This window comes from Asanoa sp. WMMD1127 (assembly GCF_029626225.1).
GTDB lineage: Bacteria > Actinomycetota > Actinomycetes > Mycobacteriales > Micromonosporaceae > Asanoa.
This window is the reverse complement of the sequence record NZ_JARUBP010000001.1, coordinates 65627-90661: the sequence shown is the minus strand read 5'-3', so window position 1 is coordinate 90661 and position 25035 is coordinate 65627. Positions and strand designations below refer to the sequence as shown.

21 protein-coding genes are annotated in these 25035 nt (G+C 73.8%); 17 read left to right on the top strand and 4 right to left on the bottom strand.

Going from position 1 to position 25035, the window contains the following annotated elements:
• Positions 1 to 40: 40 nt before the first annotated feature.
• On the bottom strand, positions 41 to 676 hold the full coding sequence (locus tag O7635_RS00425; protein ID WP_278078395.1) for a TetR/AcrR family transcriptional regulator: 636 nt from the start codon (positions 674 to 676) through the stop codon (positions 41 to 43).
• A 53-nt stretch (positions 677 to 729) separates the two neighbouring features.
• Between O7635_RS00425 and O7635_RS00420 the strand changes: the two genes are divergently transcribed.
• The 10 genes from O7635_RS00420 (at position 730) to O7635_RS00375 (ending at position 12106) form a co-directional block, all read left to right on the top strand.
• A complete protein-coding gene (locus O7635_RS00420; RefSeq protein WP_278078394.1) occupies positions 730 to 2016 on the top strand; it encodes an FAD-dependent monooxygenase in 1287 nt (428 codons plus the stop codon).
• Between the two features lie 76 nt (positions 2017 to 2092).
• Positions 2093 to 3283, top strand: coding sequence for an N-methyl-L-tryptophan oxidase (gene solA, locus O7635_RS00415; RefSeq protein WP_278078393.1), 1191 nt, complete (start codon positions 2093 to 2095; stop codon positions 3281 to 3283).
• A gap of 82 nt (positions 3284 to 3365) precedes the next feature.
• Positions 3366 to 4322 carry a cobalamin biosynthesis protein gene (locus tag O7635_RS00410; protein WP_278085335.1) on the top strand — a complete coding sequence of 319 codons (957 nt, stop codon included), beginning with the start codon at positions 3366 to 3368 and terminating at the stop codon, positions 4320 to 4322.
• Complete coding sequence (locus tag O7635_RS00405; protein WP_278078392.1) at positions 4319 to 5851, top strand: cobyric acid synthase; 1533 nt, start codon at positions 4319 to 4321, stop codon at positions 5849 to 5851. The genes O7635_RS00410 and O7635_RS00405 overlap by 4 nt, the downstream gene beginning before the upstream one ends.
• Positions 5848 to 6438 carry a hypothetical protein gene (locus tag O7635_RS00400; RefSeq protein ID WP_278078391.1) on the top strand — a complete coding sequence of 197 codons (591 nt, stop codon included), beginning with the start codon at positions 5848 to 5850 and terminating at the stop codon, positions 6436 to 6438. Before O7635_RS00405 ends, O7635_RS00400 begins: the two co-directional genes overlap by 4 nt.
• A gap of 146 nt (positions 6439 to 6584) precedes the next feature.
• Positions 6585 to 7694 (top strand): M48 family metallopeptidase, encoded by a 1110-nt coding sequence (locus O7635_RS00395; protein WP_278078390.1) that lies wholly within the window; start codon positions 6585 to 6587, stop codon positions 7692 to 7694.
• 66 nt (positions 7695 to 7760) lie between these two features.
• Positions 7761 to 9167 carry a dipeptidase gene (locus O7635_RS00390; protein WP_278078389.1) on the top strand — a complete coding sequence of 469 codons (1407 nt, stop codon included), beginning with the start codon at positions 7761 to 7763 and terminating at the stop codon, positions 9165 to 9167.
• 52 nt (positions 9168 to 9219) lie between these two features.
• On the top strand, positions 9220 to 9426 hold the full coding sequence (locus O7635_RS00385) for a hypothetical protein (protein WP_278078388.1): 207 nt from the start codon (positions 9220 to 9222) through the stop codon (positions 9424 to 9426).
• An 86-nt stretch (positions 9427 to 9512) separates the two neighbouring features.
• On the top strand, positions 9513 to 9884 hold the full coding sequence (locus tag O7635_RS00380; RefSeq protein ID WP_278078387.1) for a VOC family protein: 372 nt from the start codon (positions 9513 to 9515) through the stop codon (positions 9882 to 9884).
• A gap of 647 nt (positions 9885 to 10531) precedes the next feature.
• The gene (locus O7635_RS00375; RefSeq protein WP_278078386.1) at positions 10532 to 12106 is read left to right on the top strand and encodes an ATP-dependent DNA ligase; all 1575 of its coding nucleotides are present in this window, start codon (positions 10532 to 10534) and stop codon (positions 12104 to 12106) included.
• Here O7635_RS00375 and O7635_RS00370 read toward each other — a convergent pair.
• Together O7635_RS00370 and O7635_RS00365 are read right to left on the bottom strand one after the other, a co-directional pair.
• Positions 12103 to 12672, bottom strand: coding sequence for a GNAT family protein (locus O7635_RS00370; RefSeq protein WP_278078385.1), 570 nt, complete (start codon positions 12670 to 12672; stop codon positions 12103 to 12105). The two genes, O7635_RS00375 and O7635_RS00370, sit on opposite strands and share 4 nt — an antisense overlap.
• Complete coding sequence (locus O7635_RS00365) at positions 12669 to 15122, bottom strand: cobyrinate a,c-diamide synthase (RefSeq protein ID WP_278078384.1); 2454 nt, start codon at positions 15120 to 15122, stop codon at positions 12669 to 12671. Before O7635_RS00365 ends, O7635_RS00370 begins: the two co-directional genes overlap by 4 nt.
• 142 nt (positions 15123 to 15264) lie before the next feature.
• Here O7635_RS00365 and O7635_RS00360 point away from each other — a divergent pair, with 142 nt between their 5' ends.
• From O7635_RS00360 to O7635_RS00345, 4 genes are all read left to right on the top strand, one after another.
• The gene (locus tag O7635_RS00360) at positions 15265 to 16095 is read left to right on the top strand and encodes an SURF1 family protein (RefSeq protein ID WP_278078383.1); all 831 of its coding nucleotides are present in this window, start codon (positions 15265 to 15267) and stop codon (positions 16093 to 16095) included.
• Between the two features lie 233 nt (positions 16096 to 16328).
• Entirely contained in the window at positions 16329 to 16898 is a 570-nt protein-coding gene (locus tag O7635_RS00355; RefSeq protein ID WP_278078382.1) for a hypothetical protein, read from the top strand.
• A gap of 37 nt (positions 16899 to 16935) precedes the next feature.
• Entirely contained in the window at positions 16936 to 18300 is a 1365-nt protein-coding gene (locus O7635_RS00350) for an APC family permease (protein ID WP_278078381.1), read from the top strand.
• A 289-nt stretch (positions 18301 to 18589) separates the two neighbouring features.
• The gene (locus O7635_RS00345; protein ID WP_278078380.1) at positions 18590 to 19042 is read left to right on the top strand and encodes a protein phosphatase; all 453 of its coding nucleotides are present in this window, start codon (positions 18590 to 18592) and stop codon (positions 19040 to 19042) included.
• A 191-nt stretch (positions 19043 to 19233) separates the two neighbouring features.
• Here O7635_RS00345 and cobC read toward each other — a convergent pair whose 3' ends face one another.
• Positions 19234 to 20280 carry an Rv2231c family pyridoxal phosphate-dependent protein CobC gene (gene cobC / locus O7635_RS00340; protein WP_278078379.1) on the bottom strand — a complete coding sequence of 349 codons (1047 nt, stop codon included), beginning with the start codon at positions 20278 to 20280 and terminating at the stop codon, positions 19234 to 19236.
• Between the two features lie 86 nt (positions 20281 to 20366).
• Between cobC and O7635_RS00335 the strand changes: the two genes are divergently transcribed.
• Genes O7635_RS00335 through cobA form a run of 3 tightly spaced genes read left to right on the top strand, consistent with a single transcriptional unit; the run spans position 20367 to position 24996 of the window.
• The gene (locus tag O7635_RS00335; RefSeq protein WP_278078378.1) at positions 20367 to 22523 is read left to right on the top strand and encodes a transglycosylase domain-containing protein; all 2157 of its coding nucleotides are present in this window, start codon (positions 20367 to 20369) and stop codon (positions 22521 to 22523) included.
• A 53-nt stretch (positions 22524 to 22576) separates the two neighbouring features.
• A complete protein-coding gene (cobT, locus tag O7635_RS00330; protein WP_278078377.1) occupies positions 22577 to 23770 on the top strand; it encodes a nicotinate-nucleotide--dimethylbenzimidazole phosphoribosyltransferase in 1194 nt (397 codons plus the stop codon).
• Complete coding sequence (cobA, locus tag O7635_RS00325; protein ID WP_278078376.1) at positions 23767 to 24996, top strand: uroporphyrinogen-III C-methyltransferase; 1230 nt, start codon at positions 23767 to 23769, stop codon at positions 24994 to 24996. The genes cobT and cobA overlap by 4 nt, the downstream gene beginning before the upstream one ends.
• Positions 24997 to 25035: the final 39 nt, after the last annotated feature.

Here is a 25035-nt window from a genome sequence, read left to right as displayed (position 1 = left end):
AGCCGACCGAGGAGGTGCCCGACGGCGAGGTGCCGGCCCGCTACGGCGACAGCGCGGAGTTGTTCGAGGGCGCGTCTGCCGACGCGGAGGAGGCGCCGGTGCCGGTCTGAGCGGCCGTGGGCCGCCCGAGGACGGCGGCCAGGATCGTGGCCAGGTAGGCGTCGCGGGCCGGACCCTGTGGAATCGCGTCCGGGATCCGCACCACGAGCTGGATGTGGCCGACGTAGGTGGCGTAGACGAACAGCGCCCGCCGGTCGGCCTCGGCCTGGTCGAAGCCGAGCGCGGTCAGCTGCGCGGCGATGTAGGCGGTCCGCCGGGCCACGGCCCGGCGCATCGCCGGCGCCACCGCCGGGTGGTCGGCCGCGGCGTGCAGGTGCACCTCGACCGGCGCCCGCTCGGAGGCGGTGACGGCGACGAACAGCGCCTGCAGCCGCGCGACGGGGTCCGGCTCGGCGTCGACGGTGCGCAGGATCGCGTCGGTGTAGGTCTCGTCCCAGCTGCGCAGGGCGGCTTCGAGCAGCGCCTCCCGGTTGGGGAAGTGCCAGTAGAAGCTGCCCTTGGTGGTGCCGAGCCGGGCGGCGAGCGGTTCGACAGCCACGCCGGCCAGGCCCTGCTCGCCGATCGCGGTCAATGCCGCGGCGGTCCAGTCGTCAGGTCCGAGACGGGGTTTACGCACCCCCATACGCTACCGTATGGTTTCTCCATACGGTTCCGTATGGAGGAGGCGAGATGGACCATGACGTGATCGTCGTCGGCACCCGCGCCGGGGGCGCGGCGACCGCGATGCTGCTGGCCCGGGCCGGGCTACGGGTGCTCGCCGTCGACCGGGCGCGCTTCCCGAGCGACACCCTGTCGACGCACCAGGTGCAGGTGCCGGGCATCGCGCGGCTGTCGCGGTGGGGGCTGCTCGACCCCATCGCGGCCGTCACGCCGGCGGTGCCGGTGGTGCGGCTCGACGCCGGGCCGGGGGCCGCGCTGGAAGGGCGCTATCCAGCGGTCGACGGTGTGGGGGCGCTCTATGGGCCGCGGCGCACGGTGCTCGACGCCGCCCTGGTCGACGCCGCGCGAGCGGCGGGCGCCGAGGTGCGCGAAGGTTTCGCGGTCGAAGAGCTGACCCGCGACACCGAAGGCCGGGTAACCGGCATCCGCGGCAGACGACGCGGGGAGGGGAGGGGGAGGGGCCCCTCTGCTGGCACCGCCCTCGTCGCCGAGACCGCTCGGCTGGTGGTCGGGGCCGACGGCAAGCGCTCGACGATCGCCGACGCGGTCGGCGCCACCGCCTACCACGTCCGCCAGCCGGCGACGTTCGCCTGCTACACGTACTGGTCGGGCGTCGACCTGCCGATCGGCGAGATCCACGTGCGGCCCGGGCTGACGGTTCCGGCCTTCCCGACCAACGACGGCCTGACGATGATCGCGATCTTCGCGCCGCTGGCCGACTTCGAGCGGTTCCGAGCCGATCCGGCGGCCGGCTACCTGGCGGCCCTCGACCGTTGCGGCGACCTGGGCGACCGGGTCCGCGACGGCGTGCGGGCCGAGCCGTACCGGATGGCGCCCGACGTGCCCAACGGCTTCCGAGCCGCCCACGGGCCGGGCTGGGCCCTGGTCGGCGACTCGGGCGTGGTCATGGACCCGGTCGCCGGCCAGGGGATCAGCAACGCGTTCCGCGACGCGGACCTGCTGGCCGCCGCGATCGTGGAGGGCCTCGACCACGGCGGCCTCGACGACGCGCTCGCCGGCTACCAGCGCCGACGGGACGCGGCCGCCCTGCCGGTCTACGGGATGACCCGCTCCTTCGCGACGCTGCGGGTGTCGCTGGCGCAGCGGCTGCTGATCGCCGCGATCGCCGACGACCCGGCCGAGTCGTCGCGGTTCCTCGGCGTCCTGGCCGGCGCCGCCCGCTACGACGACTACCTGCGCCCGGCCAACGTCCTCGGCCGGCTCGCCGGCGGTGTCACGCGCCGCCTGCGGCGGCCGGTGGGCAAATGCGTGGACCAACCGGCGGTCTTGGGCTGAAAGGGCGGCACGCGTACGGGTGGGTAACGCATCTCCTGTCCGCTTCGTCGCCCCCACCTGCGTCTAGGCTGCCGGAATGGAACTGACCGGCAGCCGGCCCGAGGTCGTCGTGGTGGGGCTCGGCACGATGGGCGCGGCCGCCGCCTACCACCTGGCCAGTCGCGGTGTCCGGGTGCTGGGCCTCGACCGGTTCCGGCCGCCGCACACCCGCGGCGAGCACGCGGGCGGTTCACGGATCATCCGCCAGGCGTACGCGGAAGGCCGTGCCTATGTGCCCCTCGTGCAACGCGCCTACGAGCTGTGGCAGCAGCTCAGCGAGGTCGCCGGCGTCGAGCTGATGACCCCGACCGGCGGCCTCATGCTCGGCCGGGCCGACTCCGCGCAGGTGGCCGGCGCGCTCGCGTCGGCGCAGGCGCACGGCCTCGAGCACGAAATGCTCGACGCCAGGACGATCCGGGCGCGGTTCCCCGCGTTCGCGCCCGACGACGACGAGATCGGCCTCTACGAGCGGGCCGCCGGCGTCGTCCGGCCCGAGGCCGCGATCAGCGCTCACCTGCGGCTGGCCGAGGGCTGGGGCGCCGACCTGCGCTACGGCGGCGCCGTCACCGGCTGGGACGCCGACGCCGATGGGGTGACCGTGCACGTCGACGGCGCCACGGTCAGCGCCGACCGGCTCATCGTCTGCCCGGGGCCGTGGGCCGCCGACCTGCTGCAGATGCGCGGCAACCCGGTGACGCTGCAGAGCCGGCTCCAGCACTACTGGCTGCCGTCGGAGCCGTTCGCGATCGGCCGCTGCCCGGTCTGGATCTGGGAACCGGCCGACGACGCGGTGGCGTACGGCATCCCCGCCTTCTCCCCGCCCGCCGACCTGCACGACCTTGGCCCGGGCGTCGGCGCCGTGGTAAAGGCCGCCTTCCACTCCGGCGATCGCCCGGCCGACGCCGAGCTCGGCGCGCCGTCGGCGACCCCCGACGACCTGGCCGACGTGGTCGCCTGGCTGGCGCGGCGGCTGCCGGCGCTGGCCGACTCCGAATACCTGGAGGCGAAGGCCTGCCTCTACACGATGACGCCCGACGAGGATTTCATCCTCGGTCCGCACCCGGAGGCGGCCAACGTCGCGGTCGCGGCCGGTTTCTCCGGGCACGGGTTCAAGTTCGCGCCGGTCGTGGGCGAGATCCTGGCCGACCTCGCGCAGACCGGCCACACGCTGCACACGATCGACCAGTTCGCGCCGGGCCGCTTCACCGCGAAGGCCACCGGCCCCTAGCCGCGTCGGGCCGCCCGCTCCCCCGGCCCGGGCGGCCGCCGATAGGCGACGGCTTAGGGTGATCGCCGTGGGGTGGTTGGCGATGGACCGGGTGGCCGGCGAACGGGCGGCCGACGCGGCGGGGATCCTCGCCGGTTACGGGCTCGACGCGTGGCTCGGTGATCCGCGGCGGTTCCATCCCGTCGCCGGGTTCGGCACACTCGCGCAGCGCCTCGAACGCGGTCTCTACCGCGACGACCGGCGCGCCGGGGCGGCGTACACCCTGGTGGCCGTCGGCGCTCCCGCGGCGCTCGGCGTGGCCGCGGCGCTGGCCACCCGCGGCCGGCCCGCCGCCCGCTTCCTGGTCACCGCCGCCGCGACCTGGACCGTGCTCGGCGGTCGGACACTGCGCGCCGAAGGCCGGCTGATGGCTCGCCACCTGCGGCGCGGCGATGTGCCGGCGGCCCGGCGGCGGCTCAATCACCTGTGCGGCCGCGACCCGGCGCGGCTCGACGAGGCCGAGCTCGCCCGCGCCACCGTCGAGTCCGTCGCCGAGAACACCTCCGACGCCGTCGTCGCGCCGCTCTGGTGGGGCGCGGTCGCCGGTGTGCCGGGGCTGCTGGCCTACCGTGCCGCCAACACGCTGGACGCGATGGTGGGCCACCGGTCCCCGCGGTACGCCCGGTTCGGCACCCCCGCCGCCCGCCTCGACGACCTGCTCAACCTCGCGCCGGCCCGGCTGACCGCGCTGCTCACCGTGGCCGCCGCGCCCCGGGTGCGGGGGCGGCGGGCCGAGGCGTTGCGGGTGTGGCGCCGTGACCGCAACGACCATCCGAGCCCCAACGCCGGCCAGTGCGAGTCGGCGATGGCGGGCGCGCTCGGGGTGCGGCTCGGCGGGCGCAATGTCTACTTCGGACGCAGCGAGACGCGCCCGTACCTCGGCGACGGTCCGCGCCCCGACTTCCGGCACGTCGGCCGGGCCGCCCGGCTGTCCGGCACCGTGGGTCTCGCGGCGGCGGCGCTCGCGGCGGTCGCGGCCTACGCCCGGCCCCGCCGATGAGCGGCGGCCTGCTGGTCGCCGGCACCACCTCCGACGCCGGCAAGAGCGTTGTCACGGCGGGCATCTGCCGATGGCTGAGCCGGCAGGGCGTACGCGTGGCGCCGTTCAAGGCCCAGAACATGTCCAACAACTCGGCGGTGGTGGTCGGGCCGGACGGGCGCGGCGGCGAGATCGGGCGCGCCCAGGCGATGCAGGCCGCCGCGTGTGGGATCCCGGCCGACGTGCGGTTCAACCCGGTGCTGCTGAAGCCCGGCAGCGACCACTCCAGCCAGGTGGTCGTGCTCGGCGAGGCGGTCGACCGGGTCGACGCCGGCAACTTCCGCACGCTCAAGTCCCGCCTCGCCGCGACGGTGTTCGAGACCTTCGACGAACTGCGCCGCGAGTACGACGTCGTGGTCTGCGAAGGCGCCGGCAGCCCCGCGGAGATCAACCTGCGGGACACCGACTTCGTCAACCTCGGCCTCGCCCGGCACGGTCGACTGCCCACAGTGGTCGTCGGCGACATCGACCGCGGCGGGGTGTTCGCGGCCCTGTTCGGCACCGTCGCCCTGCTCGACAAGGCCGACCAGGACCTCGTGGCCGGCTTCGTCGTCAACAAGTTCCGCGGCGACCGTGGGCTCCTCCAGCCCGGCATCGACATGCTGGAACGGGTGACCGGGCGGCCCACGTACGGCGTGCTGCCCTGGCATCTCGATCTGTGGTTGGACGCCGAGGACTCGCTCGCCTACGGCAGCGTGCTCGGGCGGCCGGCCGCGCCGCACGGCAGCGAGTGGCTCGACGTGGCCGTGGTGCGGCTGCCGCGGATCTCCAACGCGACCGACGCCGAGGCGCTGGCCACCGAGCCGGGCGTGCGGGTGCGGCTGACCATCGAGCCGGCCGACGTGGCCGCGGCCGATCTGGTCGTGCTGCCCGGCAGCAAGTCCACTGTGGATGACCTGGGCTGGTTGCGGGAAACGGGGTTGGCGTCCGCGGTGTCGGCGCGGGTGGCGGCGGGGCGGCCGGTGCTGGGGATCTGCGGCGGCTACCAGATGCTCGCGCGGGCCATCCACGACGACGTCGAGAGCGGGCGCGGCACGGTCGAGGGGCTCGGCGTGCTGCCGATCGACGTCACGTTCGGGACGCGCAAGACGGTGACGCTCGCGTCCGGGACGGCTTCCGGTGGGATCCCGGTCCGGGGCTACGAGATCCATCACGGGTACGTGTCGTCGGGCGCGCCGGCCGTACCGATGCTGTCCTATTCGGATGGTCGGCCGGAGGGCGCCTGGGACGGGGCCGTGTTCGGGACCCACTGGCACGGTGCGTTCGAGTCCGACGAGTTCCGGCGGTGGTTCCTCGGCACGGTGGCGGGGCTGGCCGGGCGGTCGGGGTTCACGGTGGCTTCCGGGACCGAGTTCGCGAGCGTTCGTGAGCGCACGCTCGATCTGCTCGGCGACCTGGTGGAGGAGCACCTCGACACCGGCGCGCTGTGGCGGCTGGTCACCGACGGCGCGCCGGCCGGGCTGCCGTTCGTGCCGCCCGGCGCGCCGTGAGCGCCCCGACGTTCGACGGCCTGGCGCGGCGGATCCTGCGGCGGCGGCCCCGAATCGGGCGTACCCGGCTGGTCGCGGTCGACGGACCCAGCGGCGCGGGGAAGACGGTGTTCGCGGCGCGGCTGGCGTCGTCGATCGTCGCCGTCGGCGGCGTGCCGGTGCCGCTGGTGCACACTGACGACTTTCTCTCCGGGTGGGACGACCAGTTCACCTCTTGGGATCGCGTGGCCGCGTCGTTGCTGGCGCCGTTGCGGGCCGGCGAGCCGGGGCGGCATCGCCGCTACGACTGGGAGCGGGCGTCGTTCGTCGGGCCGTGGGTGCCCGTGCCGCCGGCGCCGGTGGTGATCCTGGAGGGGTTCGGGGCGGCGCGGGCCGGGTCGGAGCTGTCATTCTCGATCTTTGTCGTGGCGCCGGCTCGGCTGCGGCTGGAGCGGGCACTGGCGCGGGACGGCGCGGCGACGCGGTCCGAGCTCCTGCGGTGGCGGCGGCGGGAGAACCGGCATTTCGCCACGGAGCGTACGGCCGAGCGCGCCGACCTGGTCGTGCGTGGAGTGTGGTCGGACGAGCCCGTGGTCGTGGACGGGTGACCGATTCGCGTACCTCCGCAGGCTTTCGATCTGGTCGTGGGGGAGCGGGTGGTCCAACCGGTCAGTGGTTATCCACAGGCATAGACGCACGCCGTGCCGTGCGGCACGCTGAGCGGTGACGACGCCACGGCGACTCGGGGGGCACCATGACCAGTGACGAGCAGGCAGCGGTTCCCGCCCGACGGCGGGTGGCGCTGACCGGGATCAGCTCGCGGGCATGGGAGCATCCGGCCGACCGGGGCGCGCTGACCGCGTTGCGCGAGCTACGCGGCTTCGACGACGTGGTCAAAGCCTTCTTCGGCATCTGGAACGAGCGCGGCTTCCGGCTGAGCTACCTGGCGTCGTCGATCCGGGTCGACCACCGGCAATACCCGCGCGTCTTCGGGCTCTACGCGGAGGCGGCGCAGACGCTCGACCTACCGGAGCTACCGGACCTGTTCGTGCGGCAGTCGCCGACGCTCGGCGGCCGGGCCATCGGGCTCGACCGGCCGTTCATCGTGATCGACTCGGGGTCGGTGCAGCAGCTCGACGACGAGGAGCTGCGCACCCTGCTCGGCCACGAGATCGGCCACCTGCGCAGCGGCCACGCCGTCTACAAGACCATCCTGATGATCCTCACGCGCTGGGCGGCCAACCTGAGCTGGCTACCCGTCGGCGCGATCGCCCTCCGCGCGATCATCGCCGCGATGCTGGAGTGGTGGCGCAAGGCCGAGCTGTCCGCCGACCGCGCCGGCCTGCTCGCCAACCAGGACCCGGGCGCCTCCCTGCGCCTGCTCATGAAGCTCGCCGGCGGCGGCGACCTCAGCCAGATCGACACGGCGGCGTTCCTCGAGCAGGCGGCCGACTACGACGGCGGCGGCGACCTCCGCGACAGCTTCCACAAGATCCGAATGACCGCCTGGAGCAGCCACCCGGTCCCGGTCGCCCGGGCCGCCGACCTGCGTCACTGGGTCGACGCCGGTGACTATGCGCGGATCGTCGGCGGCGAATACCCGCGCCGCGACGACGACGGCGGAGCGCGGATCAGCGACGAGATCAAGGCGGCGGCCGCGTCTTATCGCGAGGCCTTCGGTCGCAGCCAGGATCCGCTGGTCGGGTTGCTGCGCCGGCTGGGCGACGGTGCGACCGACCTCGGTGACTGGGCGGGCACGGGGGCCAATCGGGCCCGGACCTGGATGGGCAATGCCGCCGAGGCGGCCTCCCGCGCGGCCCGTGGCCGCAACGAACGCCGCGACGACGCGGATCCCGCCGTCTGACTGGCGGGGCGTGGCCTGGCGGGCCGGGCTCGTCGGTGCTGGTGGCGGGCGGCTTACGATCACGGGATGACCGCTCCCATCCTCTCCGAGTCCGAGCTGCGCGCTGCGATCGAGCGTGAGATGCCCGGCGTCCGTGCCGACCTCGAACGGCTGATCCGCATCCCCGGCATCGCGTTCGACGGCTTCGACTTCAGCCACGTCGAGCGTTCTGCGGAGGCGGTGGCGGAGCTGCTGCGCGGGTGCGGGCTCGAGGTGTCGATCGTCCGCAACGGTGGGCAGCCCGCGGTGATCGGGCACCGGGCGGCCCCGGCGGGCGCGCCGACCGTACTCCTCTATGCCCATCACGACGTGCAGCCCGTCGGTGATCTCTCGCTCTGGAAGTCGGAGCCGTTCGAGCCGGTCGAGCGCGACGGCCGCCTCTACGGTCGGGGCGCCGCGGACGACAAGGCCGGCGTGATGGCGCACGTGGCGGCCCTGCGGGCGTTCGGCGACGCGCTGCCGGTCGGCGTGGTCGTGTTCGTCGAGGGTGAGGAGGAGTTCGGCTCGGAGTCGCTCGGCGGGCTGCTCGAGCAGCACAAGGAGACGCTGCGCTCCGACGTCATCGTGATCGCGGACTCCGGCAACTGGGACATCGGCGTCCCGGCGGTCACCACCTCGCTGCGCGGCCTGGTCAACTGCTTCGTCGAGGTACGCGTCCTCGAGGCCGCCGTGCACAGCGGCATGTTCGGTGGGGCGGTGCCGGACGCGCTGACGACCCTGTCGCGGCTGATCGCCACGTTCCACGACGCGGCCGGCGACGTCGTCATCGACGGGCTGGCCAGGCAGAACACGGCGGCGGTCGACTACCCGGAGGACCGGCTGCGCGAAGAGGCTGGCATGCTCGACGGCGTCACGTTCATCGGCACCGGCCGGCTCACCGACCGGATCTGGAACCAGCCCACCGTCTCCATCCTCGGCATCGACGCCCCGCCGACCGCGGGCGCGCCCAACGCGCTGATCCCGTCGGCGAAGGCCAAGGTCAGCGTGCGGCTGGCGCCGGGTGAGGACCCCAAGCGGGCGTACGCGGCGATCGTCGCCCACGTCGAGAAGCACACCCCGTGGGGCGCCCAGGTGTCGGTGGTCCTGGAGTCCGACGGCGCGCCGTGCGAGATCGACACCAGCGGGCCGATGTTCGCGGCCGGGCGCTCGGCTTTCCGCGCGGCGTGGGACGGCGTCGAGCCGGTCGACATGGGCGTCGGCGGGTCGATCCCGTTCATCGCCACCTTCCAGGAGATGTTCCCGCAGGCCGCGATCCTCGTCACCGGTGTCGAGGACCCGAACTCCAAGGCGCACGGGCCTAACGAGAGCCTGCATCTGGCCGAGTTCCAGCGGGTCTGCCTGGCGGAGGCGTTGCTGTTCGCCAATGTGGCTGAGGTGGCCGCGGGCGCTGCCGGCGCTGCCGGCTCTGTGGGCTCTGCGGGCTCGGTTGGGTGACTCTTCGATCTCTGGGCGGAAAATGTCGGTGGCATGCCCTACGCTATCGAACATGAGTACGAACGAGGCCATCACGCGGCTCGGGGCCGCGGTCAGTGCACTGGGAGACGTTGACGTCTCCGCGTGGTCGGAGGAGGCCCTCCGCGAGCAGCTAGGCGAGCTGTCGGTGAACCTGTGTGCCCTCGACGCCCTGCTCGCCAAGGTCGCCGACGGCGTTCGAGCGCGCGGCCTACGCATCGAGGAGCCGGCGGCCGCCTGATTTGTCAGACGTGCGGGCCGGCCTCCACGGCCGGCCCGCACGCGTTTCGGCGGGAAAGTGTCAGACCCGGGCGATAGCTTCGCTCCATGGACTGGAAGATCGAGCTCGTTTACATCCCGGTCACCGACGTCGACCGGGCCAAGGCGTTCTACGTTGACCAGTGCGGCTTCAACGCCGACCACGACCAGCGGGTGTCACCCGACCTCCGCTTCGTCCAGCTCACCCCACCGGGCTCGGCGTGCTCCATCGCGCTGGGCCAGGGCATCACGGAGATGGCGCCGGGCTCCCAGAAGGGCCTCCAGGTGGTCATCCCCGACGCGGCCAAGGCGCGCGAGGAGCTGGTCGCCAAGGGCGTCGACGCGAGCGAGGTCGACGTGCAGCCATGGGGTTCGTTCGTCTACTTCGCCGACCCGGACGGCAACACCTGGGCCCTACAGCAACTACCACCGCGCGACTGACCAACGCACCGCCCGCCAGCGCCGGTCGCCAGCGCCGGTCGCCGGCGCTGGGCCGGGCGGTCGCCGGCCGACGGTCGCACAGCGCCGCCGGCCGACGGTCGCACAGCGCCGCCGGCCGACGGTCGCACGGCGTCGCCGGCCGACGGTCGCACAGCGCCGCCGGCCGACGGTCGCACGGCGTCGGTCGCACAGCGCCGCCGGCCCACGGTCGCACAGCGACGCCAGCCGACGGTCGCACGGCGTCGCCGGCCCACGGTCGCACGGCGACGCCAGCCGACGGTCGCACGGCGACGCCAGCCGACGGTCGCACGGCCGTCGCTGGCCTACGTTCGCACGGCCGTCGCTGGCCGACGGTCGCACGGCGTCGCCGGCCCACGGTCGCACGGCGTCGCCGGCCGACGGTCGCACGGCGTCGCCGGCCCACGGTCGCACGGCGTCGCCGGCCGACGGTCGCACGGCGTCGCCGGTCGTCCCCGACGCGGCACGGGAGGAGCAGGGCGAGTCGGTCGCGGTCGGCGCACGGGAGGAGCAGGGCGAGTCGGTCGCGGTCGGCGCACGGGAGGAGCAGGCCGAGTCGGTCGCGGTCGGCGCAGGCGGTTGTGGCTTGCCGGGCCGTGGTTGTCGTACCCGGGTGTCAGGATGTGGAGGTGCTGTTCGCAGATCTTGCGGCGACCTCGAGCGCGGTGGCCGCCACCACGAAGCGGCTTGCCAAGGTTGATCTTTTGGCGGCTGCGCTCAGAGGGCTCGATCCGAGTGAGGTCGAGGCCGGGTCCGCCTATCTCGCGGGTGAGCTGCGGCAGCGGCAGACCGGGGTCGGTTACGCGAGCCTGCGCGACCTGCCGGCGCCGGCCGAGCAGCCGAGTCTGACCGTGGGTGCCGTCGACGCCGCGATCGCTGAGATCTCGACCGTCAGCGGCAGTGGGTCGCAGGCGCGGCGCAAGGGCCTGGTTGCCGGGTTGTTCGCCGCGGCCACCACCGACGAGCAGCGGATGCTGCGCGGGTTGTTCAGTGGCGAGTTGCGGCAGGGGGCGCAGGCCGGGTTGCTCGCCGACGCGATCGCGCGGGCCGCCGACGTGCCGGGGCCGGCCGTGCGGCGGGCGTTGCTGCTCGTCGGTGACCTGAAGACCGTCGCCGTCGCCGCGCTCGAAGGTGGCGTGGGGGCGCTGGCCGAGTTCGCCCTGCAGGTCGGGCGGCCGTTGGCGCCGATGCTGGCCTCCAGCGCGCCCAGTGTCGACGAGGCGCTCGACGCCACCGGGGTGCCGGCCGCGGTCGACGTGAAGCTCGACGGGATCCGCATCCAGGTGCACCGCAGCGGCGACGAGGTGGCCGTGTTCACGCGGAGCCTCGACGAGATCACGTCGCGGCTACCCGAGGTGGTCGCCGCGGTGCGCGGGCTGCCCGCCCGTGACCTCGTGCTCGACGGGGAGGCGATCGGGCTCGACGCCGAGGGGCGGCCGCGGCCGTTCCAGGAGACGGCCAGCCGGGCGGCGACCCGCGGGGCCCGGCGGGGCGCGGCCAAGGCGGCGCCGGTGACCGACGGGGTGACGCTGACGCCGTACTTCTTCGACGTGCTGCACATCGACGGCGCCGACCTGCTCGACGCGCCCGGTGTCGAGCGTTGGGCCGCGCTCGAAGCGGCGTTGCCCGAGTCGCTGCGCGTGCCGCGCACCATGGTCGACAGCCCGGAGCTCGCGCACGAGTTCTACGCCAAGGCGCTCGACGCCGGCCACGAGGGTGTGGTGGTGAAGTCGGCGACCGCCGCCTACGACGCGGGGCGGCGCGGGGCGGCCTGGGTCAAGGTCAAGCCGCGGCACACGCTCGACCTGGTGGTGCTCGCGGTCGAGTGGGGGAGCGGCCGGCGCACCGGCTGGCTGTCCAACCTGCACCTGGGGGCGCGCGACCCGCGTACCGGCGGGTTCGTCATGCTCGGCAAGACCTTCAAGGGGTTGACCGACGAGCTGCTGCGCTGGCAGACCGAGCGGTTCCAGGAGCTGGCGGTCGACAAGGGCGACTGGGTCGTGCGGGTGCGGCCCGAGCAGGTCGTCGAGATCGCGTTCGACGGCGTGCAGACGAGCCCGCGTTACCCCGGCGGGGTGGCGCTGCGGTTCGCGCGGGTGCTGCGCTACCGCGACGACAAGACCGCCGACGAGGCCGACACGATCGACACGGTGCTCGCCATCCACGCCGGGAAGCCGCTCACGCCGCCGCCCGAGGAGGGCTAACGCAGGTCGGCGGCGACGAACGACCAGACCTCGAGGTCCACGCGACCACTGTGGACATAGCCGGCGTTGCGCAGCAGGCCCTCGTAGGTGAAGCCCGCCTTCTCCGCCACCCGCCGCGACGCGGTGTTGCCCGGCGCCACCCGCAGCTCGATGCGCTGGAAGCCGTGCTCGAGGATCAGCGCGATCGCGAGCGCGTCGACGGCCTCCGGCGCGACGCCGAAACCACGGGCTTCGGCCGAGACGGCGTACGAGATCTCGGTGACCTTGGCGCCCCAGTCCGTGCGCTTGGTCCACAGGCAGCCGACCAGCCGGTCGTCCTCCCGCCGGATGATCCCGTAGTGGTCGCCGGCGCCGCTGTCGCGTCGTTCCTGCGCCATCTCCGTGCACCACGCCGTGCCGTCGATCTGGCCGAAGTCGCGCGGGAACGGCAGCCACCGCTGCGCCTGCTTGTCGGCGAAGATCTCCGCCACGGGCTTGGCGTCCTCGTCGACCAGCTGGCGCACGTGCAATCGCGGCGTCGACACCTGCAACACCGGAAACGTGCGCAGCGGAAGTTGGCCCCTCACGCGATCCCCCCGTCGTCTTCCACCATTCGTCCGCCGCTGCCCGGCCCGCGCGGCGGCTGCGGCGCCCGCACCGGCAGGACCGGCACCTCGGCCGTGCCGCCCGCCAGCGACCCGTCGGCCACCGTCCGTCCCGACAACGGCTCGCCACCCTGAGCGGGTACGGGCTGCCCGCCCGCGGGCGGCGGAAGGAACGGAACGGCCGAGCCGTGGCCCGGCGACATGCCGACGCCGCCCGCTTGCGCCCGGAACGCCGGTGCGTTTCCGGCCGGCCGGTCGGCCGGAATGGCCGACGCCTGGCCCGGCGGACGCGCACGGCCGAAGCCGCTGCCCGCCGCGGGCTGCTCGCCGCGGCCCAGCGGGAACCCGAACTCCGCGGTCGCCCGGGCATCCGGCGCCGCCGGCGGCTGCGGCGGCGCGTCGTCGGGCGGAGGCATCACATATGCGTAGCCGTCGCCCATGGCGGCCCCGGCCCGCGCGCCAGGGACCGCGGCGAAACCGAACCCGTCGGTGCGCTGCTCGCCGTCGTCACCGGCCAGCGCCGCGAACCCGCGGCCGTCGGTCGGGTCGTCGTCACTCGCCAACGGCGGCACGACGCGCAGTCGCGGCGGCCGGGGGACCACCCGGTCTCGGTCCGGGGCGTCCGCGCCGCCGACGCCCGGCCCGGGCACGACCCGGTCGCGATCGGCAGAGCTGGCCGCTCCGCCACGCGGCCCCGCCCAGTCCCGGTCCGCCGAGCTCGAGGCACGACCATCCGACCCTGGGACGACCCGGTCGCGGTCCGCAGACCCCGCGGCGCCGCCGCCCCGCTCCGGGGCGGGCCGGTCACGGTCCGCGGAGCCCGCCGCGCCGCCACCCGGCGCTGCCTGGAGCCGCGGCGGCTCGCCGCCGGACGAAGTCGACGCCGCCCCTTCGCCGCCCCCGGGCACGAGCCGCAGCCCACCACCACCCGACGTCGGCGAGCGGCGCGCATCCTCCGGCGCCTCGGCCGTGCCGTAGTCCAGCGCCCCACCGACAACCGGAACAGCCCCGGTCGCCTGTGCCCACGAACCGCCGCCCGGCGCCGCGCCCGGACCCTCGCCCGGCCGCGAAGCCAGCACCAGCCGGCGCGCGATCTCGGGGAAACCGGCCCAGTGCAGGCTGAGCTGCGACGCGTGCACCCGCCGCCAGACGAACCCTTCCGGCGTGCCGCCGTTCCAGGTCCACGCCGGTGTCTGCCCCGCGCGCGGGCTGACCACGCCGCGGTGCTGCTTGTAGCCGACCACCCGCGCGCCGACCTCGGCCACGGCGGTGGTCGCGCGGGCGGTCGCGTCGCGGTAGCCGACGATCATCTGATCGCCCGTCGTGCCGGTCGTCTCGAGCACCCCGCACATCGGCCGGCCGTCGAACGCCTGCGCCAGCCACAACAGGCCCGCGCCTTCGGCGATCACCGGGCGGCCGGAGCGGGCCAGGTCGGCCACGTCGGCGCAGAGCCGGCGGTTGGCGGACAGCTCCTCGGCGTACGCCTCAGGGAGCGCGCCACCGACGACCAGCGCGTCGGTGCCCTCGGGCAGCAACTCGTCGCGGAGCGGGTCGACCGCCACGACCGTGGCGCCGGCGGCTTCGAGGAGCTCACGGGTCTCGGCGTACGCGAAGGACAGGCCTGGACCGCCCGCCAGCGCGACGACCGGGCGGCGGCCGAGGTGGACGGCGGCCGTGTCCTCGGGCGCCATGGCCAGCTCGCCGGCCGGTGACCAGGGCGTCGCGGGGAGGTTGGGCGCGGAGTGCGCGAGCGCCAGCAGGCCGTCGAGGTCGACGGTGGCCGCTATCGACTCGCCGAGCCGGCGGATGCCGCGCAGCGCCTCGACCTCGCGATGCAGGACGGGCACCACGCCCTCGTGCCGCGGTGGCAGCGTCGACGGCAGGTCGCGGCGGCGGAGGGCACCGTAGACGGGGACGCCGATGTCGTCGAGCGCCTCGCGCAGCAGCTGCTCGTGGCGGTCGGAGGCGACCCGGTTGAGGATCACGCCGCCGAGCCAGGTCAGCTCGTCGTAGGCCCGGTAGCCGTGCATCAGCGCCGCCACCGACTGGCCCATCGCGCCGACGTCGACCACCATGATCACGGGGGCGCGCAGGGCGGCGGCGACCCCGGCGGTGGAGTCGGTCTCGACCCGGCCGGCGAGGCTGTCGAACAGGCCCATCGTGCCCTCGACGACGGCGATGTCGTGGCCCTGCGCGGCGTGGGCGAACAGCGGCGCCACGCGGTGGGCGCCGACCAGCCTGGGGTCGAGGTTGCGGCCTGGGCTGCCGGCGGCGGCGCCGAGGTAGGCCGCGTCGGTGTGGTCCGGCCCGACCTTGAAGCCGACCGCGGACAGGCCGCGGCCCGCGAACGCCGCCAGCAGGCCGACCGCCAACGCGGTCTTGCCATGGCCGGACGACGGCGCGCTGACCACCACCCGGGGCACGGCGGACATCGGCGACTCCTCGGCGGAAAAAGGTGAGCCGTCCGACGATACCTAATGGGTCCGACAACATCAGGCGCACGACACATCGACGAATCGGGTACGTCCGGTGACCGCCAGGAAACCCGTCGTACCCCCGCAGTAGCCTCTTGGCGTGTACCGGTTCCTGCTGACCCCCCGCTGGCTGGGCTACCTGGCGCTCGCGCTGGTCGCCGCCGCGGTGATGGTGCTGCTCGGCAACTGGCAGCACGGGCGCTACGAGCTGCGCAAAGACGTCAACCACCGGATCGACGTGACGGGCACCGCGACGCCGGTGCCGCTCGACACCGTGGTGGCGCCGGGTGGCAGCACGGGCACGCCGGGTCCCGGTCCGGGCGCCACGACCGAGTGGACGCGGGTGACGGTGAGCGGTCGCTACGACCAGGCCAACATCGTGCTGGTACGCGGCCGCACCGTCGACAACAAGGTCGGCTTCGAGATCGTGACGCCGCTCCGACTACCCGACGGGTCGGCGGTCCTCGTCGACCTCGGTTGGGTGCCGCAGCCGCCGGGCGGCGGGGCCTACACCCAGCCGGTCGTGCCGCCGATCCCGTCCGGGCAGGTCACGGTCACCGGCGCGGTCAAGCTGTCAGAGAGCCGCGGCACCGCGGTCGACCGCGCCGAGGGCAAGCTCGAGACGCGGCGGATCTCCGTGCCGAAGCTCGCCGCCGAGCTGCCCTATCCGGTGCGCGGCGCGTTCGTCCAGCTCGACACCCAGGTGCCGGCGGCCGATGCGGGCTTCGCCGCGATTCCGCCTGACTACGAGAACGACTGGTTGAACCTTGGCTACTCCGTGCAGTGGTGGCTGTTCGCGGCGATGACGCTGGTCGCGTTCGGCTGGGCCGCGCGGCGCGAGGCCCGCGGGCCGCGCAAGCCCGACGACACGCCGCGCGCGGACGACACGCCGCAGGCGGACGCGGTGCCGCAGGGTGGCGCCGCGCCTTAGGCGAGCCACGCCGTGAGCCGGCGCGGCGACGCGCCGCGGGCCGGTGAAGCGCCTTGGCCGGGCCAGGCCGTGGGCGGGCGACGCGCCGGGTTCAGACGCCGCGTCGTGGTGGGCGCAGGCGTCGCTGGTTCGCCGTTCGGCCGGGACTTGCCGGCCGGCTGATGTCGTGTCCTGTGGTTGTGGGCGGTGGGCAGTAGGGTGCCGGGAGGAACCGCCACGACTGGGGGTGCGTGATGGGCACAGAGCCGACCCTGCCGCTTCCCGGAGCGGGGGAGCCCGGGCAGTTCCCGCCGGCCACCGATCCATGGTCGACGCCCGCGATGGGCCCGGTCGCGCCGCTGCCCGACCCGACCTCGGACCCGCACGGGCTCGGCGGCCAGACGCCCCAGCCTTACCCGACCAGCGCCCCGCCGGTCGGCCCGAGCAGCCCGGCGGCGCCGCCGTCCGGTGACGGTCCGGTCGTCGCGCAGATCGGCGACATCGGCGTGACGTCCACCGTGGTCCACACGCCGGCGGGCAGTTTCCCGCTGGCCGGCTCCACCTGGCAGGTCAACGACTTCTGGCAGACCACGCAGAAGACGCCGACCTGGGCGCTGCTCGCGGCGATCTTCGGTTTCTGCCTGCTGACCGTGTTCAGCCTGCTGTTCCTGCTGGTCAAGGAGACCATCTACAACGGAACGGTGCAGGTCACGGTGGTCAATGGCCGTCATCAATACGTCGCCCGGATTCCGGTCACGGACCAGCAGGCCGTGCAGTACGTGCACCAGCAGGTCAACTATGTGCGTGCCCTAGCCGCGTTGTGAGGCATGCCACAGCCATCAATTGGGTATGGCGGCCCGCATGACCACCGACACGAGCACCGCAGACCCGGCCCGGCCCTCCGGCGAAGACGGCCTCCGCCGGGTGATCTCGCGGCCGATGCTGACGTTCTTCATCATCGGCGACATCCTCGGCGCGGGCATCTACTCGCTGACCGGCGAGGTCGGCGGCGATGTCGGTGGGGCGATCTGGGCCTCGTTCCTGGTGGCGTTCGCGCTGGCGTTCCTGACCGCGTTCGCGTACATGGAACTGGTCACGAAATATCCCCAGGCCGCCGGCGGCGCGCTCTATTGCGACCGGGCGTTCCGGATCAAGTTCCTCAGCTTCCTGGTCACCTTCGCGATCATGGCGTCCGGCGTCACCTCGGCCACGTTCGCGGCGAGCCGGATCGGCGGCGACTACTTCACGGGTCTGTTCGGCGTCGAGAACCCACCGATGGTCCTCATCGGAATCGTCGCCATCCTGCTGGTCGCCGCGGTCAACCTGTGGGGCGTCGCCGAATCGGTCCGGATCAACGTCGTGATCACCTGCATCGAGCTCGCCGGCCTGCTGTTCATCATCGGCGTCGGCATCGTCGTGCTCGGCGGCGGCGACGGCGACCCGGGACAGGCATTCACCTTCTCGGGTACGGGCTTCGGCGTCGTCACCGGCGTCCTCTCCGGAGCGGCGACGGCGTTCTACGCGTTCCTGGGCTTCGAGGACTCGGTCAACCTGGCCGAGGAGACCGACGAGCCGAGCCGCGCGTTCCCGCCCGCGATGATCACGGGCCTGGTCCTGGCCGCGGTGGTCTACCTGCTGGTCGCGTTCACGGCGGCGATGACCGTGCCGCTCGACGTGCTCACCGAGTCGAGCGCCCCGCTGCTCGAGGTGGTCCGGCTGGGCACCCCCGACCTGCCGGTCGGCGAGATCTTCTCCGCCGTCTCGATCATCGCGGTCAGCAACACCATGCTGATCAACATGCTCATGGCCTCACGCCTGCTGTACGGGATGGCCCGGCGCGACGTACTCCCCGGTGTCTTCGGAAGCCTCAGCCCGCGCCGCACGCCGTGGGTCGCGATCGCCTTCACCACCGCGATCTCGATCATCCTGCTCTTCTTCGTCGACGACCTGGGCGACCTCTCGGACACGACGGTCCTGCTCCTGACAGCGGTCTTCCTCCTGGTCAACCTGTCCGCCCTCTGGCTGCGCCGCGACCCGGTCGACCACCCCCACTTCCGCGCCCCCACCGCCGTCCTGGTCCTGGGCGCCGTGGTCTCGCTGATCTTCCTGCTCCCCATGGTCCGCGAAGCGTCGATCTACGTGCTGGCCCTCTGGCTCCTCCTGGGCGGCGTGGCCCTGTGGGCGATCAACTGGGCCTTCCTCCGCACTTCCGCCCGCCGCTCCTGAGCGGCGGCGGGGGTTGCCGCGCAGCGGGGCCTCACGCGCCTCGGCGGCTAGGCGTGCGCTACGGCGAGGGATAGGTGGCTTTCGCGGCCTCCGCGCGTCGGCGGGGGCCGGGCCACCAATGGAGGCGGCGCGAGCCGCTTCCGCGCCTGCGTCGTGCGACGGGTTTGAGCGCGGACCGGGTGGCGCGCGATGGCCGCCGCGCCTCGGCATGCTTGAGTGGGTGCCTGAGGTGGCGGCGCAAAACGGCCGAATTGGCTTTGGCTTCTTGGGTGGCCATTATGGTGGGCTCATGATCGACTCGTGGGATCCCGCGGGCCCCGGCGTGCTGCGGCTGCCGTCGGGTCGGCTGATCCGCGGGCGGGGTCTGTTGCGGGCCTATCCGATGGGGCCGCCGCCGACGTTCGGGATCTATCTGCTCGGGAAGCCGGCTTCTTCCGTCGCCTGGGAGAGTCGTTGGGTGCGCTGGCCCGATCTTTGGTTGCCGTCCGATCCGGCCGACGCCGCCCATGCGTTGCACGAGGCGTGGGAGCGCGCGGCCAGCGATCGGGTCGAGCTCGCCTGCCGCGGCGGTCGCGGCCGGACCGGGACCGCGCTGGCCTGTCTCGCGATCATCGACGGCGTCGCGCCTCGGGAGGCGGTTGCCTACGTCCGGGAGCACTACGACCGTCGCGCGGTCGAGACGCCCTGGCAGAAGCGCTTCGTCGCCCGCTTCGCCGCTCCGGACCACCCGAACCTCAACTAACCACGGCGGGCTGGGCGACCCGGGCACCGCCGCGTCAGCCGCTTGGCGCGTCGTACGTCGCCGCTCAGGCTTGAACCCGGGGCCACCCGACCTCAGCTGACCGAACCGGCCGCCCTACGCCGGGCAGGCGTGGCACCGCCGGGCTGGGCCAGCGCCGAAACGGGCCCACGAGAAACCGCCCGACCCTCCGATCAGGGCCGCCGTTCGGCGGCCTCCCCACCCCGCAGGATGGCGGCCAGGGCATCGACGAAGGCGTCCGTCGTCGCCAGGTCGCGGACCGCGACCCGGACGAAGTCCGGACCCAGCCCCGGGAACGTGTCCCCCCGGCGGACCGCGTAGCCGGCATCCCGCAGCGCCAGCCGGATCTTGTCCGCGTTGGGCATCCGCAGCAACACGAACGAGCTCGCCGGCGGCGCTGCCACCGCGACCCCGGGCACGTCGGCCAGCCGCGCCAGCAGGTGCGCCCTATCCGCGGCCAACGAAATGGCGATCGACCGCTCCGCCGCCACCGCGACCGGCGACGCGCACGCCGTCGCCGCGGCCAGGGCCGGCGTCGACACCGGCCACAACGGCTGCACCGCGGAGAGCCGAGCGATCACCGGCGGCGGCGCCAGCACGTACCCGATCCGCAGTCCCGCCAGCGCCCATGTCTTGGTCAGGCTCCGCACGACAACCAGGCCGGGCACGTCAGGAAGACCGGCCAGCGACGCCGGCTCACCGGGGACCGTGTCCGCGAACGCCTCGTCCAGCACCAACAAGCGACCGGGCCGGGCCAGGGAAGCCAGCACCGCGGCGGGGTGCAGCACCGACGTCGGGTTCGTGGGGTTCCCCACGAACACCAGATCCGCGGAATCGGGCACCAGCGCCGGAGACAGCGTGTACGGCGGCGGCAGCACCACCCGGTCCACCGTGTGCCCCGCGGCCAGCAGGGCGGCCTCGGGCTCCGTGAACTGCGGATGCACCACCACGGCGTGCGAAGCCCCGCGGTACGCCTGGGCGATCAACACGAACGCCTGTGCGGCGCCGGCGGTCAGCAGCACCGAGGACGGTGACCGGCCGTGGCGCGCCGCCACGGCCGCGCGCGCCGGCCCCGGGTCCGGATAAGCACCGAGCGAGGCCAGCGACGCCGCCACCGGCGCGGACAGCCACGGCGGCAACGGGGCCTGCCGCACGTTCACCGCCAGGTCGACCAACCCCGGCCCCACCTCGGCGTCGCCATGATGTCCCAACTCGATCACGCCGACGACCGTACCCGGGAACATGAGACGTAGACGTTGCTCGCTTTCGTGTACGGACATATCCACTTATGTCCTAACTTGGGCTAGTGATTAAGCGCGCCCTCTCCACGACCAGCCGGTTCGCTCCGTTGCTGCGCGCCGGGCTCATCGCCGGCGTCGTCGTGGCGGCGGTCGCCTATCCGCTCGTCGCCGTCGGCGGTCTCGGCGCCAAGAAGGGCGCCGAGGCGTTCAACAACATGCCGCGCGACCTCAACGTCAAACCCCCGGCACAGACGAGCTACGTGTACGCGGCCGACGGCAAGACCCTGCTGACGATGTTCTACGAGGAGCATCGCAAGTACGTCCCGATCTCCGACATGTCGCCGTACATCCAGCAGGCCATCGTGGCGTCCGAGGACCAGCGCTTCTACGAGCACAACGGCGTCGACCCCAAGGGCATCGCGCGCGCGTTCGTCGCCAACCACCAGAGCGACGGCGTCCAGCAGGGCGCCTCCACGCTCACGATGCAGTACGTCCGGATGGCCCAGCGCGACGGTGCCCAGACGCCGCTCGAGGTCCAGGAGGCCACCGAGCAGACCAGCACCCGCAAGCTGCGCGAGATGCGGCTGGCCCTCGCCGTCGAGAAGAAGTACTCCAAGCAGGAGATCCTCGAGCGCTACCTGAACTCGGCCTACTTCGGACACCGGGCGTACGGCATCTACGCCGCCTCGGAGGTCTTCTTCTCCAAGTCGCCCAAGGACCTGACGCTGATCGAGGCGGCCACGCTCGCGGGTCTGGTCAAGGCGCCCACCGAGTACGACCCGGCCACGCAGGACAAGCTCGCGGCGACGGCCCGGCGCAACTACGTGCTCGACAACATGCAGAAGATGGGCTACCTGAGCCCGCAGGACAACGCGGCCTCCAAGGCGCTGCCGATCCAGCTGCACCTGAGCACCCCGGCCAACGACTGCGTCTCGGTGCCGAAGAACCTCAACAGCTGGGGCTTCTTCTGTGACTACCTCAAGGCGTGGTGGGCCGAGCAGCCGGCGTTCGGCGACAACGCCTCGCAGCGCGAGGACAACCTGCGCCGGGGCGGCTACAAGATCGTGACGTCGCTGGACCCCAACATCCAGAACATCGCCGAGAAGAACGTGATGCAGAAGGAGAAGTCCAGCAGCAAGTTCGCGCACGGCCTCGTGGTGATCCAGCCCGGCACCGGCCTGGTCAAGTCGATGGCGGTCAACCGGGTCTACTCGCTGGACCAGAGCAAGAACGGCACCCACTCCGACCCGGCCAAGGCCTCGAAGATCAAGGGCAACTACCCCAACACGGTGGTGCCGCTGCTCGGCGGTGGCGACATGCCGGGCTACCAGGCCGGTTCGACGTTCAAGATGTTCACGATGCTGGCCGCGCTGGACGCCGGGATGCCGCTGTCCACGGCGTACAACTCGCCCATGAAGCTCGTCTCGCAGTATCCGGGTGAAGGGCCCGCCTCGTGCGGCGGCCGTTGGTGCCCGTCGAACGCGTCCGGCGCGATGACCGGCCGGCACATGATGTGGTCGGGCTTCGGCAAGTCCGTCAACACGTACTTCGTGCAGCTCGAACAGGCCGTCGGCGCCGACAAGGCGGTCGAGATGGCCGAGCGGCTCGGCCTGCGCTGGCGCACCGACGTCGACCAGATGATGGCCAAGCCGCCGCGGTCCAAGACCTGGGGCGCGTTCACCCTCGGCGTCTCCGACGTGACGCCGCTGGAGATGGCGACGGCGTACGCCACCGTGGCCGCCGACGGCGTCTACTGCGAGCCGCTGCCGGTCACCTCGATCCAGACGCCGGACGGCAAGCAGGTGACGTGGAAGAACCCGAACGGCGACGTGGTGGACGTGGCCAAGCCGCGATGCCGTCAGGAGGTCACCCAGGACGTGGCCCGCGCCGCGGCCGACGCCGCCCGGTGCCCGACCGGCGGCAAGGCGCAGACCGGCTCGTGCCAGGAGTGGTCGACGGCGCCGAGCGTGACGCCGACGGTGGGTCGCCCGGTCGGCGGCAAGACGGGTACGACGGACAGCACCCGGTCGGCCTGGTTCGTCGGCTTCACCCGCGAGCTGGCGGCGGCGAGCTTCATCGCCGACCCGGACAACCCGTTCAACGCGGTGGGTGACGCCCAGTCGCAGAAACCGATCGACTCCGTGGCGCAGACGTTCCGGGACGCCCTTAAGGGCCAACCCGTCCAGAACTTCCCGCCACCGAGTCCGGCGATCGTGCGCTGAGCGAGCGGGGCCCCGCACGGGGCCCCGCTTCGCGCTGACGGGATCATGGAGGAATGAGCGAGCGAAGCGAGCCCAGCCAACTCAGCCCGCCGGGGTCCTGCTCCGCCGACCGAAGGGAGGCGGCGGCAGCGACCCTCGCCGAAACCGTTGCCGCGATCCGGCCGCTCGACGCCGTCGCCATGACGGCCGCGCACGCGCGGCACGCCACCCTGACGAAACCGCCGGGCTCGCTCGGGTCTCTCGAGGAGCTGGGTGTACGCCTCGCGGGGCTGGCCGGGACCAACCCGCCACCGCTGCCGGCGCCGGCGGTGGTCGCGGTGTTCGCCGGCGACCACGGCGTGCACGCCCAGGCGGTCAGCCCGTGGCCGCAGGAGGTGACCGCGCAGATGGTCGCCAACTTCCTGGCCGGCGGGGCCGTGGTCAACGCCTTCGCCCGCCAGGCCGGCGCCGACGTGGTCGTGGTCGACGTCGGCGTGGCCACGCCGCTGCTCGTGCCCACGCCCGCCGCGGACCCGGCGGCGCCCGCCGCGGCGGGCGGCGCCGCGCCGCGTGGCACCGGAGAGCCGAGGCTCGTCCACGCCAAGGTCCGCGCGGGCACCGGCGACCTGAGCCAGGAGCCGGCGATGAGCCGCGACGAGGCGGTCGCGGCGCTGGAGGTCGGGATCCGGCTGGCCGGTGAGCTCATCGACGCCGGCGCCGGTTGCCTGATCACCGGCGACATGGGCATCGGCAACACCACCCCCGCGGCCGCGCTGATCGCGGCGTTCACCGGCGCCGCGGCGGACGACGTGACCGGGCGCGGCACCGGCATCGACGACGAGACCCACGGCCGGAAGGTGTCGGTCGTGCGGCGGGCGCTGGCGCTGCACCGGCCCGACCCGACCGACCCGGTCGCCGTCCTGGCCGCGGTCGGTGGGCTGGAGCACGCCGCCCTGGCGGGCTTCGTGCTCGGGGCGGCCGCGCGGCGCGTACCCGTGATCCTGGACGGGGTGATCGCCGACTCGGCCGCGCTCGCCGCCGCGGCGCTGGCCCCCGACGCGGTCGGCGCGATGGTCGCCGGCCACCGCTCCGCCGAGCCGGGCGCCTCGGTCGCGCTGCGCCACCTCGGCCTGGAGCCCCTCGTCGACCTGGGGCTGCGCCTGGGCGAGGGCACCGGCGCGGTGCTCGCGTGGCCGATCGTGGCCAGCGCGGCCCGCGTCCTGCACGACGTCGCCACCTTCGACTCGGCCGGGGTGGCCGAGAAATGACGGAGCTCTACCCGTTGGCGCTGAGGCTCGACGGCCGGCCGGTGCTGGTCGTCGGCGGCGGCGCGGTGGCCTCGCGGCGCGTGCCTGCCCTGCTGTCCGCCGGCGCCGACGTCACCGTGGTCTCGCCCGAGCTGACGCCGACCCTGCACGGCCTCGCCGACGCCGGCCGGATCCGCTGGGAACGGCGCCTCTTCACGGAGTCCGATGTGGACGGCACGTGGCTCGTGCAGGTCGCGGTCGACGACCCGGCCGCCGCCCAGCGGGTGTCCGAGGCGGCCGAGCGGCAGCGGATCTTCTGCGTCCGCGCCGACGACCGCACCGCCGCCACGGCCTGGACGCCGGCCGTCACCCGACGCGGCCCGGTCACGGTCGCGGTGCTCGGCGGCGGCGACCCCCGCCGCGCGGTCGCGACCCGCGACGCGATCGCCGCGTTCCTGTCGGGCTGGACGGGCGCCGCGGCCAGCGCCACCGCCGCCACCGCCCCCGAGGGAGGCCATCCCGGTGGCCGGGTCGCGCTGGTCGGCGCCGGCCCCGGCGACCCCGAGCTGGTCACCGTGATGGGCCGGCGGCTCCTCGCCGAGGCCGACGTGGTGGTCGCGGACCGGCTCGCGCCGGGGCTGCTCCTCGACGAGCTGCGGCCCGACGCCGAGCTGATCGACGCGGCCAAGAACCCCTACGGCCCGGCCCGCACCCAGGAGGAGATCAACCAGCTGCTGGTGGACCGGGCGCGGCAGGGCAAGGCCGTGGTGCGGCTCAAGGGCGGCGACCCGTTCGTCTTCGGGCGCGGCGGCGAGGAGGTGATCGCCTGCGCCGAGGCCGGTGTGCCGGTCACCGTCGTGCCGGGCGTGACGAGCGCGATCGCGGTCCCGGCCGGCGCCGGCATTCCGGTCACCCACCGCGGCGTCGCGCACGAGTTCACGGTCGTCTCGGGTCACCTGGCCCCGGACGACCCGGAGTCGCTGGTCAACTGGCCCGCGGTGGCGCAGCAGGCCGGCACGATCGTCGTGCTGATGGGCCTGCGCCACCTCTCGGCGATCGCGGCGACGCTGATCGCCCACGGCCGACCCGGTGTGACGCCGGCGGCGGTGATCCAGGAGGGTACGACGGCGTCGGAACGCCGCGTCACCGCCACGCTCGCGACGATCGCCGACGCGGTGGCGGGGGCCGGCCTGCGCGCCCCCGCCATCACCGTGGTCGGCGACGTGGTCACCGCGCTGCGGCGTTAGGAACGGTCCGTTCCTCCGCGTAAAGCGTGAGGAACGGAC